Origin of the sequence: Paeniglutamicibacter sp. NPDC012692 (assembly GCF_042901625.1) — a bacterium.
In the GTDB taxonomy this organism is placed as follows: Bacteria; Actinomycetota; Actinomycetes; order Actinomycetales; family Micrococcaceae; genus Paeniglutamicibacter.
This window is the reverse complement of sequence record NZ_JBIBDE010000001.1, coordinates 569,562-587,867: the sequence shown is the minus strand read 5'-3', so window position 1 is coordinate 587,867 and position 18,306 is coordinate 569,562. Positions and strand designations below refer to the sequence as shown.

12 protein-coding genes are annotated in these 18,306 nt (G+C 65.1%); 7 read left to right on the top strand and 5 right to left on the bottom strand.

What is annotated here, in order from left to right:
- The first annotated feature begins 103 nt into the window (after positions 1 to 103).
- Positions 104 to 2,395, top strand: a complete 2,292-nt coding sequence (locus ACFY5D_RS02575) for a RelA/SpoT family protein (RefSeq protein ID WP_387524615.1) — start codon at positions 104 to 106, stop codon at positions 2,393 to 2,395.
- Here ACFY5D_RS02575 and ACFY5D_RS02570 read toward each other — a convergent pair.
- From ACFY5D_RS02570 to ACFY5D_RS02560, 3 genes are all read right to left on the bottom strand, one after another.
- On the bottom strand, positions 2,392 to 3,081 hold the full coding sequence (locus ACFY5D_RS02570) for a type IV toxin-antitoxin system AbiEi family antitoxin (RefSeq protein ID WP_387524613.1): 690 nt from the start codon (positions 3,079 to 3,081) through the stop codon (positions 2,392 to 2,394). The two genes, ACFY5D_RS02575 and ACFY5D_RS02570, sit on opposite strands and share 4 nt — an antisense overlap.
- Before the next feature lie 124 nt (positions 3,082 to 3,205).
- Positions 3,206 to 4,672, bottom strand: coding sequence for an amino acid permease (locus ACFY5D_RS02565; protein ID WP_387524610.1), 1,467 nt, complete (start codon positions 4,670 to 4,672; stop codon positions 3,206 to 3,208).
- Positions 4,673 to 4,944: 272 nt separating this feature from the next.
- Complete coding sequence (locus ACFY5D_RS02560) at positions 4,945 to 6,495, bottom strand: DUF349 domain-containing protein (protein ID WP_387524607.1); 1,551 nt, start codon at positions 6,493 to 6,495, stop codon at positions 4,945 to 4,947.
- 266 nt (positions 6,496 to 6,761) lie between these two features.
- Between ACFY5D_RS02560 and hisS the strand changes: the two genes are divergently transcribed.
- The 4 genes from hisS to ACFY5D_RS02540 all read left to right on the top strand — a co-directional run bounded on the left by hisS (position 6,762) and on the right by ACFY5D_RS02540 (position 12,898).
- Positions 6,762 to 8,108 carry a histidine--tRNA ligase gene (gene hisS / locus ACFY5D_RS02555; RefSeq protein WP_387524604.1) on the top strand — a complete coding sequence of 449 codons (1,347 nt, stop codon included), beginning with the start codon at positions 6,762 to 6,764 and terminating at the stop codon, positions 8,106 to 8,108.
- Positions 8,109 to 8,326: 218 nt separating this feature from the next.
- Positions 8,327 to 10,123 (top strand): aspartate--tRNA ligase, encoded by a 1,797-nt coding sequence (gene aspS, locus ACFY5D_RS02550; protein ID WP_387524601.1) that lies wholly within the window; start codon positions 8,327 to 8,329, stop codon positions 10,121 to 10,123.
- Positions 10,124 to 11,399: 1,276 nt separating this feature from the next.
- Positions 11,400 to 11,723 (top strand): PadR family transcriptional regulator, encoded by a 324-nt coding sequence (locus tag ACFY5D_RS02545; protein WP_387524598.1) that lies wholly within the window; start codon positions 11,400 to 11,402, stop codon positions 11,721 to 11,723.
- Between the two features lie 56 nt (positions 11,724 to 11,779).
- The gene (locus ACFY5D_RS02540; protein WP_387524595.1) at positions 11,780 to 12,898 is read left to right on the top strand and encodes a hypothetical protein; all 1,119 of its coding nucleotides are present in this window, start codon (positions 11,780 to 11,782) and stop codon (positions 12,896 to 12,898) included.
- Between the two features lie 24 nt (positions 12,899 to 12,922).
- Here ACFY5D_RS02540 and ACFY5D_RS02535 read toward each other — a convergent pair whose 3' ends face one another.
- Together ACFY5D_RS02535 and dtd are read right to left on the bottom strand one after the other, a co-directional pair.
- On the bottom strand, positions 12,923 to 13,660 hold the full coding sequence (locus ACFY5D_RS02535; protein WP_387524592.1) for a hypothetical protein: 738 nt from the start codon (positions 13,658 to 13,660) through the stop codon (positions 12,923 to 12,925).
- A 264-nt stretch (positions 13,661 to 13,924) separates the two neighbouring features.
- Positions 13,925 to 14,368: a D-aminoacyl-tRNA deacylase gene (dtd, locus tag ACFY5D_RS02530; RefSeq protein ID WP_387524589.1), complete on the bottom strand. Its 444-nt coding sequence runs from the start codon at positions 14,366 to 14,368 to the stop codon at positions 13,925 to 13,927.
- Between the two features lie 249 nt (positions 14,369 to 14,617).
- Here dtd and ACFY5D_RS02525 point away from each other — a divergent pair, with 249 nt between their 5' ends.
- Both ACFY5D_RS02525 and ACFY5D_RS02520 read left to right on the top strand, forming a co-directional pair.
- Positions 14,618 to 16,354 (top strand): DUF222 domain-containing protein, encoded by a 1,737-nt coding sequence (locus tag ACFY5D_RS02525; protein ID WP_387524586.1) that lies wholly within the window; start codon positions 14,618 to 14,620, stop codon positions 16,352 to 16,354.
- 251 nt (positions 16,355 to 16,605) lie between these two features.
- Positions 16,606 to 18,114, top strand: a complete 1,509-nt coding sequence (locus ACFY5D_RS02520; RefSeq protein WP_387524584.1) for a replication-associated recombination protein A — start codon at positions 16,606 to 16,608, stop codon at positions 18,112 to 18,114.
- Positions 18,115 to 18,306 lie beyond the last annotated feature (192 nt).

Genomic DNA, 18,306 nt, shown 5'->3' with positions numbered 1-18,306 from the left:
AACCATTCCCGCCCGGTTTCCGGGCGGGGAAGATTGCCCCATCGCAGCGCGCGACCGCTGGTCAACCCCAGGATCGCATCATATCGAGAGGAGACACGCCCCAATGGTTGATAACCAGAGTGTCACGATGCCGGGAACCCCGGGACCGCCGCCGAAGCGTGGAACGATTTCCAGGCTGGTGCGGCTGGCCGGCAGGGGCGCCAGCGCCCAGCCGCCGACTCTCGAGCCGTTGCTGCGCACGGTGCGTGCCCAGAACCCGAAGGCCGACCTGGACCTGCTGATCCGCGCCTACGAGGTGGCCGAGCACCACCACGAGGGCCAGAAGCGCAAGAGCGGCGATCCCTACATCACCCACCCGGTGGCCGTGGCGACGATCCTCGCCGAAATGGGCATGACCGGGTCGATCCTTGCCGCCGCGCTGCTGCACGACACTGTCGAGGACACCGACTACTCCCTGGACGCGCTGACCCGGGAGTTCGGCGCGGAAATCGCCAAGCTCGTCGACGGGGTCACCAAGCTCGACAAGGTGAAGTTCGGCGAGGCCGCGCAGGCCGAGACCGTGCGCAAGATGGTCATCGCCATGTCCAAGGACATCCGCGTCCTGCTGATCAAGCTTGCCGACCGGCTGCACAACGCGCGCACCTGGCGCTACGTTTCCCCGGAGTCCAGCGCCAAGAAGGCGCGCGAGACGCTGGAGATCTTCGCCCCGCTGGCCCACCGCCTGGGCATGAACACCGTCAAGTGGGAACTCGAGGACCTCTCCTTTGCGGCCCTGCACCCGAAGGTGTACGAGGAGATCGTCCGCATGGTGGGGGAGCGCACCCCGGAACGCGAAAAGTACCTGAACACGGTGCGCAGCGCCATCGAGGAGGACCTGAACGAGGCGCGCCTGAAGGCGACGATCAGCGGCAGGCCCAAGCACTACTACTCGATCTACCAAAAGATGATCGTGCGCGGCAAGGACTTCGACGACATCCACGACCTGATGGGCGTGCGCGTGCTCGTCGACTCGGTGAAGGACTGCTACGCGGCGCTCGGGCTCATGCACGCCCGCTGGACCCCGCTGCCGGGCCGCTTCAAGGACTACATCGCGCTGCCCAAGTTCAACCTGTACCAGTCGCTGCACACCACGGTGATCGGCCCCGGCGGCAAGCCGGTCGAGATCCAGATCCGCACCCACGACATGCACCTGCGGGCCGAGTACGGCGTGGCGGCCCACTTCAAGTACAAGCACGGCTCCGACGGCGGTGAAGTCAAGGCCGGGGGCCAGGACATGGACTGGCTGCGCAGCCTCATGGACTGGCAGAACGAAACCAGCGACTCCAACGAGTTCCTGGACTCGCTGCGCTACGAAATCAATTCGGCCGAGGTCTTTGTCTTCACGCCCAAGGGACAGATCATGTCCCTGCCCGCCGGGTCCACCCCCGTGGACTTCGCCTACTCGGTGCACACCGACGTGGGCCACCGCACCATCGGCGCGCGGGTCAACGGCAAGCTGGTTCCGCTGAACAGCGAGCTGCACCACGGCGACCTGGTCGAGGTGTTCACCTCCAAGGCCGAGGGCGCCGGGCCGAGCCAGGACTGGGCCGGGTTCGTGAAGTCCCCGCGCGCCCGGAACAAGATCCGCCAGTGGTTCACCAAGGAACGCCGCGAAGAGTCGATTGAAAAGGGCAAGGAGCAGCTCACCAAGGCGCTGCGCAAGAACAACCTGCCCCTGCAGAAGCTCATGACCCACGACGTGCTCAGCGCCGTCGCCCAGGAACTGCGCCACCACGACATTGCCGCGCTCTACGCGGCCGTCGGGGACGGACACGTCTCGGCGCAGAACGTCATCGAGCACCTCACGGCCATGGTCGGCGGGGACAGCAGCACGGTCGAGGCCGCGCTCGAGGAAACCCCGATCTACGCCGTTCCGGGTCGCCTCGCGAATTCCGACGCCGGCGTGGTGGTCCAGGGGGCCGGGGAGGTGCTGGCCAAGCTGGCGCGTTGCTGCACCCCGGTGCCGCCGGACCCGATCAAGGGGTTTGTCACCCGCGGTGCGGGGGTCTCGGTGCACCGCGCCGACTGCGTGAACCTGAAGCAGCTGGAACTGCAGCCGGACCGCGTGGTCCAGGTGCAGTGGGCGCCCACCAAGTCCAGCGTGTTCCTTGTCGAAATCCAGGTGGAGGCGCTTGACCGCAAGTCGCTGCTCTCGGACGTGACCAAGGTGCTCTCCGACAACCACGTCAACATCCTGGCCGCAAGCGTGAACACCTCGCGCGACAGGGTGGCGTTCTCCCGCTTCGCCTTCGAGATGGGCGACCCGAAGTACCTGAACCACGTGCTGAACGCCGTGCGGCGCATCGACGGCGTCTACGACGTCTACCGCACCACCGGCGGGCACCGGCGCTCCTAGCAGGCAGGCTCCGCCTCCGTCCGCTCCACGTCCGGCGGTTCTTCCATGAGCCGCCGGATGATGGCCAAGGCCCGCAGTCGTCCGGGGCGGCGCACCGAGGATTCGACCTGGTCGAGCATCCGGGGATAGCCGCAGCGAAGCCGCGACTCACCGTGCATGGAACGCAGGATGGCAAAGGCCTGCTCCAGCTCGCTGTTGAACGCGACATCCATGGCGGTGCGCAGCGGCGAGGTCACGTTGACCCCGCCAAGCGTGCAGATCTGCTCCTCGTCGACGATCCCCTCGCTCATGCGCAACATCATCCGCGCCGTCGGCGGGCAGGGCCGGTGGTAGCGAGGAACCACCACCTCCAGTTCCCCGGGCATCGGGGCGCACCCGTAGACCCACGCCGCGGTGCGCCGGCACAGCGCGCTCTGCTGCCCCAGGTACTCGGCCGCCACCACCGCCGCGACCTGTGCACGGGTGGACGGGGTGTCGGAGACCGCCGAGGGGACGTAGGCTCCGGGCAGAACCTCGCGAAGCACGCCGCGCAGCCGCATGGCCTGGAGCTCGTTGAGCGTGAACGGTTCGTCGACCAGGGAAATATGTGGCGCCAGCGAGCGGTGCCCGGGCTGCGGCGCGGTATCCCCGGCCTCGCGGGAACGGCCCGGCCTGTTGGAGCTTTCGAGCGTCGGTGTGCTTTGCATGCATCCAGCTTCACAGCCCGCGGGGCCTTCCGGGCGGGCAACGGGCGGATTGTGGATAACGGTGCGCCGTCGCCCCGCTGGCCGGGCCACGTTTCCGGATCCGGCCGCCGGGGCCCACCGACCGTCAGCTCGGGCCGGGTTGCGGCTCCGGAACGTCATCGAGCTCGGAGTGCCTCGGGCTCTCCGGGTTCATCAGCGAGTGCTTGCGGCCGTAGGTGAAGTAGATGATGAGGCCGATCACCAGCCACACCACGAAGCGCAGGTGCGTGTCCCAGGAGAGCTGCCAGATCAGCAGCAGCGAGAACAGGGCGCCGATCGCCGGGACCACGGGCATGAAGGGCAGCCGGAACGTGCGCGGGGCGTCCGGCTTGGTGTAGCGGAACACGATCACCGCGACGCAGACCACGACGAACGCGGCCAGGATGCCGATGTTGGTCAGGTCGGCCACCAACCGGATGGGGAAGACCCCGGCCAGGAAGGCCGAGCCCAGGCCGGCGATCCACGTCACGCGCTTGGGTGTTCCGTGGCGGTCCACCTTGGAGAACCACTTGGGCAGCAGGCCGTCCCGGCTCATGGAGAACCAGACGCGGCTGACGCCGAGCAGGAACGTGAGCATCACCGTCAGGATGGACAGCACGGCAAACACGGAAATGATGCTGGCCACCACGGGCAGCCCGACGCCGGTGAAGGCGGAGGCAAACCCTGCGGTGGGGTCGATGTCCTTGTAGTTCTGCATGCCGGTCAGCACCAGGGTGGCGGCAACGTAGAGCAGCATGGCAATCACCAGGGAGTAGATGATGGCCTTGGGCATGTGCTTCTTGCCGTCAGTGGCCTCCTCCGCGGCGGTGCTCATGGCGTCGTAGCCGAACACCGCAAAGAACACGGTGGCCGCACCGGTGAGAACCGGACCGAAGCCGCTGGGCATGAACGGGTTGTAGTTGTTGGTGTCGATGTAGAAGATGCCCAGCCCGATGATGAACAGGATCAGGAGGATCTTGATGCCCACGGCCACCAACTCGAACCGGCCGAACGCCTTGGTGCCCCGGGCCAGGATCCAGGTGACCAGGAGACACACCAGGATGGCGGGCACGTTGACCACGCCGCCGCTGTCCGCGGTGGCGGAAATGCTGTCCGGGAGTTGGACGCCGAATCCGGCGAGGAAGGCGTTGATGTAGCCGGAGATGCCGATGGCCACTACCGCGACGATCGCGATGTACTCCAGCAACAGGTCCCAGCCGATGAACCAGCCGATCAGCTCGCCGAGGGCGACGTACCCGTAGGTGTAGGCGGAACCGGCGCGCGGGATCATTCCGGCGAATTCCGCGTAGGACAGGGCCGCGGCCGCCGAAGCCAGGCCGGCGATGAGGAAGGAGAACAACACGGCCGGCCCCACGCCGGGATGCGCGTCATCCCCGTGGGCCACGAGTCCGGCGAGGGAGAAGATGCCGACGCCGATGATGCCGCCGACGCCGATCGCCGTCAATTGCCACAGGCCCAACGATTTTTGCAGTCCGCTGTGCTTGCTTTCAATTTCCATCTCTGCGATGGGCTTGCGCCGCCAGACTGAATGCGGGTTTGGCTGGGTACTCATGCGCGGGCCTCCTGACGGAATGGCGGTGTCCGGGCTGTGGAGCCTGGCGCCCGGGAGCACCGTCAGGTGATGAAAAGCAAATGTCCCTCCAGTATGCGAGCCGCGGTCGACGATGAAAAGGGATTTCATGCTCTCGCCCCGGGATGCGTGCCCTCCCGCCGGGAGGTCACGCATCCCGGGACAACGCCGAGGGGCCCCGATCCGGGTGGATCGGGGCCCTTCGGTTTGGCCTTGCAGCTCCACGCGCCGCCGGGCGGGCGTGGACGCGTCGGCTACTGGAAGTCGGCTGCGGACTTCTGCAGGGTTTCGAGCCACAGGCGGCGGGCGTCCAGGGCTTCCTGGGCCGAGCGGATCTTGGACTCGACGCCCTTGGCCTGGGCCTTGGCGAGGTCGGCCTCGAGGCCCGCGATGGCGTCCTCGAGCTGGGTCAGCATCGAGTTCGAGCGGGCCTTGGTCTCCGGGTTGGAACGACGCCACTGGTCGTCCTCCGCCGAGCGAACGGCATCCTCGACCTGGCGCAGCGAGGACTCGACGCGCTGCATGTCGGCGCGCGGAACCTTGCCGGCCGCTTCCCAGCGGTCGCGGATCGACTCGAGCAGCTTCTTGGTCGCGGCGAGGTCCTTGATCGGCAGCAGGGCCTTTGCCTCGACGAGCAGGGCCTCCTTGACGATCAGGTTGGCTCCGTATTCCTCGTCGATGGCCGCGTTGGCGGACTGGCGGGCCTCGAAGAAGACGTCCTGGGCGGCGCGGAAGCGTGCCCACAGTGCGTCGTCGTCCTTGCGGGAGGCGCGCTTGGAGGACTTCCACTCGTCCATCAGGCGGCGGTATTCCCCGGCGGTTGCTCCCCAGTCGGTCGACTGCGCGAGTTCCTCGGCGCGGGCGATCAACGCTTCCTTGGTGCGCTTGGCGTCGGCGTTGGTCGCATCCAGCTGGGAGAAGTAGGCGCGGCGGTGGCGGTCGAAGGTGGTGCGTGCGCCGCGGAAGCGCTTCCACAGGGCATCTTCGGTGGCACGGCCCAGACGGACGCCGGACTTCTGGGCGTTCTTCCACGCATCGAACAGGTCGTTCATGCGGTTCGAGCCCTGCTTCCACTGGACCGTGGTCGGGTCCAGTGCTGCCAGTTCCTCGGCCTCGTTCACGATGGCCTCGCGGGCGGCGAGCTCGGTGGCGCGCAGCTCCTCGTTGGCCTTGCGCTCGGTGGCGACCAGGTCGGCCACGGCAACGCGTGCGGTTTCGATGCGGGCTTCCAGGGCTGCGATGTCGCCGACCATGGCACGCTCGGCAACGGTGGCTGCCAGGTGGTCAAGGGTCTTGTTCATGTCCGAGCTCGGGGCCTTGGCGGCAACGCGCTGCTCGAGCAGCAACAGGGCCGAGACGACCTCGTCGTGCTTGCGCACGAAGTAGGCCAGGGCCTCGTCGGCCGTTGCGTCGGGGTACTGGCCCACCGGGAGCTCTTCGCCGTCGATGAGCAGGAAGACATGTCCGTCCTCGGAAACGCGGCCGAACTTAGCGGCTTCCTCCAGCGGCGTGGTGAACGTCGGGGGAGCCTGGACGGGGGCTGCCTTCTTCGCGGGGGCACCCTTGGCGCCCGGGCGTGGAACCGCGGCTGCTGCCGGGGTCGGTACCGGTGCGGCCGGGGCAGCAGGGGCCTCTGGCTGCGCTTCCGGCGCTGCGTCGGCTACCTCTTCGGCAGCAACGGGGGCTTCGGGCTGCGTAGCTACTGCCTCTTCCGCCACCGGCTCAACCGGGGTTGCCTCGTTGTGCTGCTCTTCGGCCACGACTGCTGCCTGGAGATTGTCGTCGGATTGCTGACTGGTGGTCACCGCTGAAACTCTTTCGCTAAGGATCGGCCCCGGAATTTGCGCCGGGACTCAACTGTCACCGCCACTTTACCCGCGTTGGCGCGGCCGCAGGTACTCTTCGGCGAAAATTGAGGCAACTGGTCTTGCGGTTTCGCCATCGGCGCACCCGCGGCGCGACTAGACTTGTTGTCTGTGTGCATCCACGCCACGCCGCAGCCCGAGCTGCGCGGCGGCGCCGCACGCCACAGGTTCCACACCCCCGAATTGACTCAAGGAGTACCCACTTCATGGCACGCAAGGCCTCACTATCCGGCTTCCCCGAATGGCTCCCGCAGGAGCGTGCGGTGGAGCAGCATGTACTGGACACGCTGCGCCGGATCTTCGAGCTCCACGGTTTCGCGAACATCGAGACCCGCGCCGTGGAGACCGTCGGCCAGCTGCTGCGCAAGGGCGAAATCGACAAGGAAGTCTACGGACTCTCCCGCCTGGCCGCCGAGGAATCGGCAAAGAACGACCCCAACGCGCTGGCCCTGCACTTCGACCTGACGGTGCCCTTCGCCCGCTACGTGGTGGAGAACGCCGGGCACCTGGCCTTCCCGTTCCGTCGTTACCAGATGCAGAAGGTCTGGCGCGGCGAACGCCCGCAGGACGGCCGCTTCCGCGAGTTCACCCAGGCGGACATCGACGTGGTGGGCGACGGCGAACTGCCGTTCCGCTACGACGTCGAACTCGCCCTGGTCATCGCCGAGGCGCTCTCCGCGCTGCCGATCGGCGACTTCCGCCTGCGCGTGAACAACCGCAAGCTGGCCGAGGGCTTCTACCTGGGCCTGGGCCTGACGGACACCGCCGGCGTGTTGCGCTCGATCGACAAGCTGGAGAAGATCGGCGCCGAAAAGGTCGCCGAACTGCTCAAGACCGAGCTCGGCGCCACCGACGAGCAGGCCGCCGCGGCCCTGGCCCTGGCGCACATCTGCACCCAGGACGGCTCGTTCGTGGAGCAGGTCCGCGCGCTGGGCGTCACCCACCCGCTCATGGAGGAGGGCCTGGACGAACTGCGCCAGGTCATCGAGGCGGCCGTGCTGCGCGCCCCGGGCAAGGTCGTCGCCGACCTGTCGATCGCCCGCGGCCTGGACTACTACACCGGCACCGTCTACGAGACCGTCCTGGTGGGCCACGAGTCCCTGGGGTCGATCTGCTCCGGCGGCCGCTACGAGTCCTTGGCCTCCACCGGCAAGAAGAACTACCCGGGCGTCGGCCTGTCGATCGGCGTGACCCGCCTGGTCTCGCGCATGCTCGCCGAGAACACCGCGGTCGCGGCCCGCTCGGTGCCCAGCGCCGTGCTGGTGACCCTGGCCAACGACGGCTCCTGGAACGACGCGCAGGACGTCGCCGCCTCGCTGCGCTCCCGCGGCATCGCCTGCGAGGTCGCGGCCAAGGCGGAGAAGTTCGGCAAGCAGATCAAGTACGCGGACAAGCGCGGCATCCCGTTTGTCTGGTTCACCGCCGAGGACGGCAGCCACGAGGTCAAGGACATCCGCACCGGCGCCCAGGAATCGGCCGATCCGGCCACCTGGAGCCCCGCGGCCGAGGACCTAGCCAACATGGTCGGCGCTCCCGTGCCGGCCACCGCGTAGGCAATACCCCCACCCCGTTCCGGGTCACGTGGACGGCCCGGGCTTCGGCCCGCCCACGTGACTCGGCGCACACCGGGCGCGGTTCCGTGGATGCCATCGTCCGCGTGCCGGTAAACTCGCACATAGATTCTTCACATCCGCACCCCCGCTGATCCCGCGCCACCGGCGCGCGTTGCCGGGGTCCCTGCGCAATCCGCACCCTTCTGGAAAGGAATGCAGTGCTACGCACTCATCAGCTCGGCACCTTGAACGCCGAGAACATCGGAGAAACCGTCACCCTCACCGGTTGGGTGGCCCGCCGCCGCGACCACGGTGGTGTCGCCTTCCTTGATCTGCGCGACGCCTCCGGCTTCGCCCAGATCGTGGTGCGCGATGAGGAAGACTTCCACCCGCTGCGCAACGAATTCGTCCTGCAGGTCACCGGCAAGGTCGAACGCCGCCCCGAGGGCAACGAGAACCCGGCGCTTGCCACCGGCGAGATCGAGGTCATCGCGGACAATGTGGTGGTGCTGAACACCGCCGCGCCGCTGCCGTTCCAGGTCGACGAGCACGTCGAGGTCGGCGAGGAGGCGCGCCTGCGCCACCGCTACCTCGACCTGCGCCGCCCTACCCCGAACCGCAACATCCGCCTGCGCTCCGAGGCCAACCGCATCGCCCGCAACCTGCTGCACGACCAGGGCTACTGCGAGATCGAGACCCCGACGCTGACGCGTTCCACCCCGGAAGGCGCCCGCGACTTCCTGGTGCCGGCACGCCTGTCCCCGGGCTCATGGTACGCGCTTCCGCAGTCCCCGCAGCTGTTCAAGCAGCTCCTGCAGGTCGGCGGCTTCGAGAAGTACTACCAGATCGCCCGCTGCTACCGCGACGAGGACTTCCGTGCGGACCGCCAGCCGGAGTTCACCCAGCTGGACATCGAGGCGTCGTTCGTCGAGCAGGATGACATCATCGAGCTCGGCGAGGCCCTGGTGAAGGAACTCTGGAAGCTGATCGACGTCGAGATCCCGACCCCGATCGCCCGCATCACCTACCACGAGGCCATGGCCAAGTACGGCTCGGACAAGCCGGACCTGCGCTTCGGTCAGGAGCTGAGCGACCTGACCGAGTTCTTCAAGGACACCGAGTTCGGCGTCTTCAAGGCCCCGCACGTCGGTGCCGTGGTCATGCCCGGCGGCGCCTCGCAGCCCCGCCGCACCCTGGACGGCTGGCAGGAATTCGCCAAGCAGCGCGGCGCCAAGGGCCTTGCCTACGTGCTGTACAAGGAAGACGGCGAACTGGCTGGCCCGGTTGCGAAGAACCTCACCGACGTTGAGCGTGCCGGCCTGGCCGAGGCCACCGGCGCCAAGCCGGGCGATTGCATCTTCTTCGCCGCAGGCACCAAGACCGAGGCACGCGCCCTGCTCGGCGCCGCCCGCGTCGAGATCGGCCACCGCACCGGCCTGATCAAGGAAGACGACTGGGCCTTCGTCTGGGTCGTCGACGCCCCGATGTTCGAGCCTGCCGCAGCAGCGGTCGCCTCGGGCGACGTAGCCGTCGGCACCGGCGCATGGACCGCGGTGCACCACGCGTTCACCTCGCCGAAGCCCGAGTTCATGGACACCTTCGACACCGATCCGGAGTCGGCACTTGCCTACGCGTACGACATCGTGTGCAACGGCAACGAAATCGGTGGCGGCTCGATCCGTATCCACCAGGCGGACCTGCAGCAGCGAGTGTTCAAGATGATGGGCATCGACGAGGAAGCCGCACAGGAGAAGTTCGGCTTCCTGCTCGAGGGCTTCAAGTACGGCGCGCCGCCGCACGGCGGCATCGCCCTGGGCTGGGACCGCGTGCTGCAGCTGCTCACCGGTTCCGACTCGATCCGCGACGTCATCGCCTTCCCGAAGACCGGTGGCGGATTCGATCCGCTGACCGCTGCCCCGGCACCGATTACGCCGCAGCAGCGCAAGGAGGCCGGCGTCGACGCGAAGCCGGAAGCCAAGAAGGCCGAAACGAACGAACCGGTAGAGGTCAAGTAGCCTTCAGGCCTGGTTTGACCCCGCAGGGCGGGGGAGGAGCGCCGATCCACACGGGTCGGCGTTCTTCCCCCGCCCTGCGGCGTTTCTGGCCCGCGAACAAGTCAAGCACTAGGTTCCACGGTCTGAAGCGGGGTGGGTGGCCGCTCCGGGTGCGCTGCATGGAACGGTCTTGGGACAGGAGAGGGCACCGGTAGGAAAATAATGGGGAAGAACTCTGAGGGGCATGCGGGAAGCGGTCCGAAATCAACGGGCCGATCCACGTGACACTTCGTTCACGCCACGGAAGGCCACGTGCGAGACAGCAAAAGTAGCGTGGATAACCATACAACTAAATAGTATCTAGATAAATTTTTGACTTAGTCAACCCTCTTGCGGCGCAAGTCAGGCAACCAAGCGCACGCCCAAAGAAAGGCCTGGAACGAAGCCCCCCGTGCCCGGCTCGCGCATTTGGTGCAAGTTCCTGGTCCAGGAGTCCTTGGCTGTTCTTCGCGGAGGGGGAGTGGTTCTCCGGGAACTTCTTTCCATCGGGATTGGATGTCGCTGGCATTATTGCGAACACATTGGAATGCGTGGCAGGTGGCGCATTGTTCGCTAGCAAGTTGAGGCGTGCCGTAGCGCGGGCCTGGGCTCTAGAAGGCATCGGCCGGAACAACTTGGCGGCTCCGGTCGATTTCGAATGCCTGTCCGGCGACGGGGCGACCGTTCCCGCGACGGCTTTCTCAGGCTGCCGCGGGAACGGCAGGGCATTAGTGGGAACGGCGATTCTCTTTGGTAGCCCATCGATGAGCGGCATCCGTGGATTCACGGTAGCTGCTGGTGTCGTTGAACATTGATACTTGCCGTCTGCCGGCACGCGGCGAGCAGTCGTTGGGGGCGCTGTAGGCGGGGAAGTGGGGCGGCTGCGGGCTTGTTCGGCTCCTCCTGCGGCATCCTATGCGTAAGCCGGCATTCGCCGGACCGCACGGGCAACGCTGCACTGACCGGATCAAGGCAGGAGAGTTCTTTTCGAGCCTGCCACCCAGAAGAATTCAAGCGCTCAAGACTCGCGAGCATCCAGAATTGCGCTACGAACACCGTGAACATGTGGACATCTTTGGTATCATTTATTATCTAGATAAATTTTTGACTTAGTTCGAACCTTGGCGGCGTACGTCAAGCAAGCATACCCACCACCAAAGAAAGGCCATGACATGAACCTCTTCATTGGCGGATTGCGTCGTCGGCAATATCCTGCCCTGCGTTCAATTGGCAGCGCGACGCCGGGGGAGTGGACCTCATGATCGAAGAGAAGAAGTTCCCTGGCAGCTGGCAGCGGGCGATGCTTCCCATGAGCCTGCTGGATGCGCTGGAAGCCGGCCCGAATCACGGGTACGCGCTGGCGCAGAGCCTTGAAGGGCGAGGTTTCTCACCCATCAAGGGATCGACGCTATACCCCGCTCTGGTGAAGTTGGAAGCTGCGGGCCTATTGGACAGCACCTGGGAAGACGGCGACGGTGCACCTGGCCGCAAGGTGTACACGCTCACCGGCTCCGGACGCGGCCACCTCGCGGCGCAGCGAGAACTCTGGTTCTTCTTCAAGGATGCAGTTCTGCGGGCCTGACCTAGTTCCTTGCCCCGAGTGTCGACGGCACGACAATTCTTTACGAGTAGGACGGCATGAAAAAACGAGACAAGCAGCCCGATCCATGGCTGTCCGAAGTGGAACTCTGGCCTGAGGCGTACCGCGAGTGGGCAGTACACGCCGCCGCCACGATGGTTCTCTTTGGCGCAGAGGAGGGGGCTGTCAGTCCCCGGCTGGCCGAGGTTCGTGAAAGTGTCTTAGCCAGCGGTCAAACACCGACCGCGCTTTTTGGCAAGCCCGAGGTGTTTGGTCGGACCGTCGGCAAACGCATGCGTCTACCTGCGGACGTATTGGAAAAGGATTTGCCCTTCCGGAGCATCATAGGCGGCGTCCAGGTGATGCTCCTGGCGTTTGGTGTAATGCTGATTGTTCTGGGGCTTTGGATTGGCATCGACGACGGTTGGAATACGCGTAGCGCGCAGGGTCAGCTGGTCGTGCTTTTCCCGCTGACCGCAGTATTCTGCGGGCTCGGCATCTGGGGATGGATCCTGCGCACGAGGGGCAAGCTTCACCTGGCGACGGCGTCATGGGCCGGAGCAATTACGGGAATCGTCGGAACGGTCGGCCTGGTTTCGTCACTGCCTGAGAACCTGATTCCAGCCCCGCCGAACTGGAGTATTCCCCTTGCCGGCGTTGTGCTCTTCGCCGCTGCACTTCTCATACGCGCCACGGCGCAGCCGCCGCTGGTCGATGACTCGAATTGGGGCGATTCCCATTGGTTTTCCCATGCGGAAAACCTGCTTCGCGGCCGGTACCTGTTCTCCCGAGCCCAGGCCAGCGAAGCGTTGCGTGAGGCAAAGGACCACCGTGAGCACACTGGACATGCCGCAACCCTTGCCGCGGAATTCGGAAACGTCGAGGTCTTCGCGGCTCAACTCGCCGCAATCAATCCGCCTGCCATCAGGCGAGGCGTCATTGCCAAGCGTGTGGGAATCCTGTTTGTGATGCTCTACTTTGCGGTTTTCTTCGTTTTTGCGCAACTGCTCGAGGACGGTTTGACCTGGCGAAGCGGACTGAACATCGCTGTCCTGATTGTGGCGGCTGTCGTTGTGGCCAAGTCATGGAGGCCGAATCAAATCAATGCCGACGCCAAAAAACTTAGGCAGCGCCGCATGGCACAGGCCCGGGCACTCGGATACGAGGACGACTGCTGAAACCAGCTGCGCGACAGTGGAGGGTCATGCACGCTTGCCATTGAGTACCTTGAGCGCGGCCGTTTGCTTTGCACCGCTACACGACGAGGCGTAGGCGCTGTTCGTGACCTTGATTCCTACGGCACGCGTCATACAGTCCGCATTGCGTTCCAGTCCGGTGAACCCCTTGCCGCCGTAGATCCGGTTCATCGCGGCAGCGAGCTTGTTCACGTTTCCCCTGTAGGCCCGGTACTGCCGCATGTGCATGCATTCGTGGGCGGTTACATAAGTCACCCGGCTGGCCGGCATGGAACTGCGCAGCAACACCACGTTGTTGTACCAGTCAGCCATCCCGTTGGAGTACCTGCCCAAACGCTTGTCGTTGATTCTTATCCCTGAGGACGAGCAGCCATACTTGTTCAAGACGGCCCGCGCCTTGGCGCGGAACTTCGAGGACGGTGTGGCGCCCTCGGGTCGGACCAAAAGGGCCGCATTTCCAGCACCCTGCAACCACGACGTGCCGGTCGCGCTTGCCAAACCGGATTGAGCCGGGGTTCTGGTTGGTGTGCCGCCTGTTGGCCCGATCGGCACGATGCCCAGGGCCTCAACCCATCTGGAGTGAACCGGGCTTAGTGCCACCTGTTGCCTTTGAGCTTGAAATGTATCCAGTTCTAAGGAGGGCGGCCGCGGATACTGGATCGGCGAACCAGTCTGGGGCATGTCTGTAGTCAACAGCAGCGCTGCGGCAAGCATCGCAGGGGCCAATGTTCTGGAGATATTCACGGCGAACCTCGAGTACCTATGGGATAGATGCTCCCCCCAGTTCAATTGGCAGTATGCGCCCAAATACCGGTTTCCGCACCCCTGGAACGGAAACCGCACGAGGTTCCGCGGTGGCCCACAGGATTCTCTCGCTGTGCCGCTAGTACCTACCGTGAGAACGTTCCGCGGCCGGGGCGCCTCTCTCCGCCCGGTTCGGGCTGCGTTCCCTGCTGCCGTCGGCGCAGCCAACGGCAGCTGCCCAAGCGCTACGTTTGATTCGGAAGGCTACGATCCCGGCAGGTCATCGGTGTCGACAATGAGCGTGTACGGACCGGAATTCACGAGCGAAACCTCCATCATCGCGCCGAACACTCCGGATTCCACGTGCGCTCCCAGCTCCCGCAGTTGCGCCATGAATTCCTCATACAACGGCTCGCTCACTGCGCCGGGTGCTGCGGCCGTCCAGCCCGGTCGTCGTCCCTTGCGCACATCCCCATACAGAGTGAACTGGCTGACGACCAGCAACGGTGCATCCAAGTCCTCACACGATTTTTCATCCGCCAGCATGCGCAGGCGCCAAACCTTGGCCGCGAGCTTTGCGGCCAAGGCCGGGGTGTCCTCATGAGTCACGCCGAGCAGTACCAGCAAGCCAGGCGAATCGATTTTGCCGACAACTTCTCCCTCGACTTCAACCGATGCGCGCGATACAACTTGCAAAACTGCCTTCATGACATCCTTAATTTTCGAAAATGGGATCGACCTTGGTCAGGGCATGCAACCAAAATGATGCCGGGTCGGTTCGCCTGGTGTGGCATACAAACCGCATGCCAACTTCGACTCTACATATACGCCATACCCACCTGCACCTTGGCACAAACGCTCCACGCGTGCGGACACCAGTTTGTTCAGGCACCAGATAGACCACTTTCCCCCACAGTTGCCCATTTCCGGCAACGCGAGACCCTCGAGAAGCGCAGAATGATGGGCATGATCACGCAAGCAAGAGGGTTGCCGGAGGCGGACGCCGACCCCGGAAAGCTGGGCAGGGACATGGCCATAGCCGTGCTCGGCCTGCGTGAACTGACGGTCCGTCTGACCGGGACATCATTGGATGCCGCGGCCAGTGCGGTCATGCTCGGCCTTCTCGAACAAGGGCACCGCGCCATCGCCTACGCCCAACTCGTGGCTACCTTCGACGCGGACGCCGCCCAGATCCACCGGCTTGACCCTGCAACGGCTCAACAAGTCGATGACTTGGTTGTCGATCCGCAGTCCCTTGTCGACGGAACCGTGGGTATCCCACCCGCGGTCATGTGCCGGGGCATGGCTCCACACCGCAATACGGTCGCGTATACCCAGGCCCACTTGCACATTTCGGTTTCAGAGGCCCGCCGCCGGCTCACCGGTGCCCGGCTGATGGTCGCTCCTATGCCCGCGCCGGAGGCAGCAACGGTCGGTCCGGAAAGTGCCCGGCCGCCCGAAGGCCCGCGCCCCAGTTACCCGGTATTGGCCGGCGCCGCCTCAGACGGTACTGCGGATGTCGGAAATCTCTCCCAACTGGCAGGGCGGCTCGAAGGCATGCAGCCACGCATATCGCCGCGGCCCGACGCCCGAATCATTACCACCGCGATCGAGGAATCGCTTGTCCACGAGGCACGGACGGGTGAACCCAAATCCTGTGGCAAGGCCCTGCAGGACTGGGAGGGGTTCCTGTCCGAGAACGGATCGCCCATCACCGATGACGAAATCCTCGCCAAGCGCGGCATGTTTTACCGCGGTTACAGGGACGGATGCGACGAGTTCCTGCTGCGCTGCGACCCCATGGATAGCGAAGTCCTCCTCTCCTTCGGCGAGGCTTGGAGCAACCCGCGGTCGCAAAAGCTGCCTCCAGTCTCCACGTCAACCGCGCAAACCCGAATGCCTCCCGCCGCTGCAACGAACGGCCGGCCCAAAACGCCGCTTTCAAGTACTCCTGTTTTCTGTCCCGCGGGAACCCCAGCCCCTGAATGGGCCATGGCGCCCGGGACCGACCCGCGAGACACGCCACTCAGCCAGCTGGATTGCGGGCTGCCCCCGCAGGGAGACCCCTTTGATGCGGGTGCCAGCGATCCACGCAACTCGCCGCAACTGCTGCTCGACGCAGTCATTGCCGCCTGTGCCGGTGTTCTCTCGGGTGACGACGTCAGCGATACCGGCGGGATGCACGTCAAGATCGGCGTGTTCATCGGCTACCAAAGCCTTCTTGGACAGCTGGAAGACGCAGGAATCACCAACCACGGCAAACCCATTTCAGCAGCAAACATCAGGCGGATGGCTTGCAACGCCGACCTGTTGCCGGCGGTGTTGGCCACCGATGGGGAATTGCTCGACCTCGGACGGGAGGCGCGTGGATTCAACAAGGCCCAACGCCGCGCCCTTGCGCTGCGCGACCGCGGCTGCACGGTTCCCGGCTGCAACAGATCTGCCGCGACCAGTGAAGCCCACCACGTCAAACCATGGCTCGAGGGCGGTGAGACCAGTGTCAGAAATGGCGCATTGCTCTGTTTGTATCATCATCTCCAGGTGCATGCCGGGTTGATCACGATGAAGATGATTGGCGGCGTTCCACATCTCATCGAACGCGCTGGCCAGCCGCGCGGTGCTCCCGAACGCAACCTCCATTGGCATCCGGAGCTTCGCACCGCTGGATACACGGCGCCGCTGTTTACGGACTGATGGAGCAACCTCATTCCCGGGCGGCCGATGTGCGAACGCATCGATTCTCCGGCGGGGCAGGTTCCGGCCTTGGGCGGGGGCCGCCGGTCGCGCCCACGCAGAACCTTGAGAGAAGCCAGATGGGTTTCCAGGGTTCCCGGAACACCACGACAAATCCCGCGCGTGCACCCTGAATGATCGGCCACTGACCATCCATTCGGAAAAAGCGTCAGATGGACAAATCACCAGACCGGCTGAACTAGGCTAGGGGAGTGAACGATCTTCTCAGTGCGTTGGATGACGACGAGGAAAACAACGACGAATATGTGCGCCCCCGCGCGCCCCTTGCGGTCCGCATGCGCCCGCGCTCGGTGGAGGAACTCGTTGGACAGCAGCACCTGCTCAAGCCCGGTTCCCCGCTGCGCCAGTTGGCCGGCGTTGATGGCCCGGGCCCCTCGGGTCCGTCCAGCATCATCCTCTGGGGACCTCCCGGCACCGGCAAAACGACCATCGCCCACGTCATCGCCCGTGCCCCGGGACGCCGTTTCGTTGAACTTAGCGCCATCACCGCAGGCGTGAAGGACGTGCGCCGTGTCATGGACCAGGCGCTGGAGGACCGCGACCTGCGCGGTCTCACCACGGTGCTGTTCCTCGACGAAATCCACCGCTTCAACAAGGCCCAGCAGGACGCGCTGCTGCCGGGTGTTGAAAACCGCTGGGTCGTGCTCGTCGCCGCAACGACCGAAAACCCTTCCTTCTCCGTCGTTTCCCCCCTGCTCTCTCGCTCGCTGCTGCTCACGTTGCGACCGCTGGAAGAATCCGACGTCGCCGGACTGATCACCCGGGCCCTTGAGGACCCACGCGGTTTCAATGACGAGTTGGTCATGGACCTGACCGCGCTGGACCACCTGGTGCGCATGGCCGGGGGAGACGCGCGCCGCGCCCTCACGGCGCTGGAGGCCGCGGCAGGCGTTGCGTGGAGTGCGGCGGATGCCCAGTCGCAAAACCCGGAGCCTGCCGAGCCAGCCGCGGAAGCCGAAGAAACCGAATCCGGCGACACCGCTGCCGAATCCGGTGGTGAAGACGGGTCGGCAGCCGACGCCGGCGGCCTGCCCGTCGAGGACCAGCGGATCCGGATCACCCTCGAACACACCGAACGCGCCATGGATGCCGCGGTGCAGCGCTATGACAAGGCGGGGGACCAGCACTACGACATCATCAGCGCCTTCATCAAGTCCGTCCGGGGTTCCGATGTCGATGCGGCCCTGCACTACCTGGCAAAGATGCTCGAAGCGGGCGAGGATCCGCGGTTCATCGCCCGGCGCATCATGATCAGCGCATCGGAAGACATCGGCATGGCCGATCCAACCGCGCTGCAAACAGCCGTGGCCGCGGCGCAGGCCGTCCAGCTCATCGGCATGCCCGAGGCCCGCATCATCCTTGGCCACGCAGTGGTCCACGTGGCAACGGCACCCAAGTCAAATGCGGCCTACAACGGGATCAACGAGGCAGTGGCCGACGTTCGCGCCGGGCGCGGCCGCGGAGTTCCCATGCACCTGCGTGATGCCCACTATGCCGGTGCCCAGCAATTGGGCCACGGCAAGGGCTACATCTACTCGCACGATTCCCCTCATTCGATTGCCACGCAACAGTACGCACCGGATGACCTACAGGGTGTCGACTACTACCGTCCCACGACCAATGGAGCCGAACGCCTGATTGGCGAACGCCTCGAACGCATCAGGGACATCATCCGAGCCAAGTTCCGCGGCAAAAAATAGACTGTGGACCACGCCGCGCAAGGTGGACCGAATCGCGGTGAACCGGCGGCGATGTGCCGCTGGTTTGATGGCGGTGGTAGGATTGGTCCTTGGCTGGCAAGCCCTGTGTGCAAATCCAATGGAACTTCGGTTCCTTCGGGTGCGCAGACACGGGTTGTAGTGAATTGGGAAGCGGCTTCCCACAACTCTCCA

What these genes read in the sequence shown, in the direction of transcription:
- dtd (WP_387524589.1), bottom strand. Translation starts at nt 14,368, where the DNA reads ATGAAGGCAGTTTTGCAAGTTGTATCGCGCGCATCGGTTGAAGTCGAG.
- ACFY5D_RS02570 (WP_387524613.1), bottom strand. Translation starts at nt 3,081, where the DNA reads ATGCAAAGCACACCGACGCTCGAAAGCTCCAACAGGCCGGGCCGTTCC.
- hisS (WP_387524604.1), top strand. Translation starts at nt 6,762, where the DNA reads ATGGCACGCAAGGCCTCACTATCCGGCTTCCCCGAATGGCTCCCGCAG.
- ACFY5D_RS02545 (WP_387524598.1), top strand. Translation starts at nt 11,400, where the DNA reads ATGATCGAAGAGAAGAAGTTCCCTGGCAGCTGGCAGCGGGCGATGCTT.
- ACFY5D_RS02565 (WP_387524610.1), bottom strand. Translation starts at nt 4,672, where the DNA reads ATGAGTACCCAGCCAAACCCGCATTCAGTCTGGCGGCGCAAGCCCATC.
- ACFY5D_RS02540 (WP_387524595.1), top strand. Translation starts at nt 11,780, where the DNA reads ATGAAAAAACGAGACAAGCAGCCCGATCCATGGCTGTCCGAAGTGGAA.
- ACFY5D_RS02525 (WP_387524586.1), top strand. Translation starts at nt 14,618, where the DNA reads ATGATGGGCATGATCACGCAAGCAAGAGGGTTGCCGGAGGCGGACGCC.
- ACFY5D_RS02575 (WP_387524615.1), top strand. Translation starts at nt 104, where the DNA reads ATGGTTGATAACCAGAGTGTCACGATGCCGGGAACCCCGGGACCGCCG.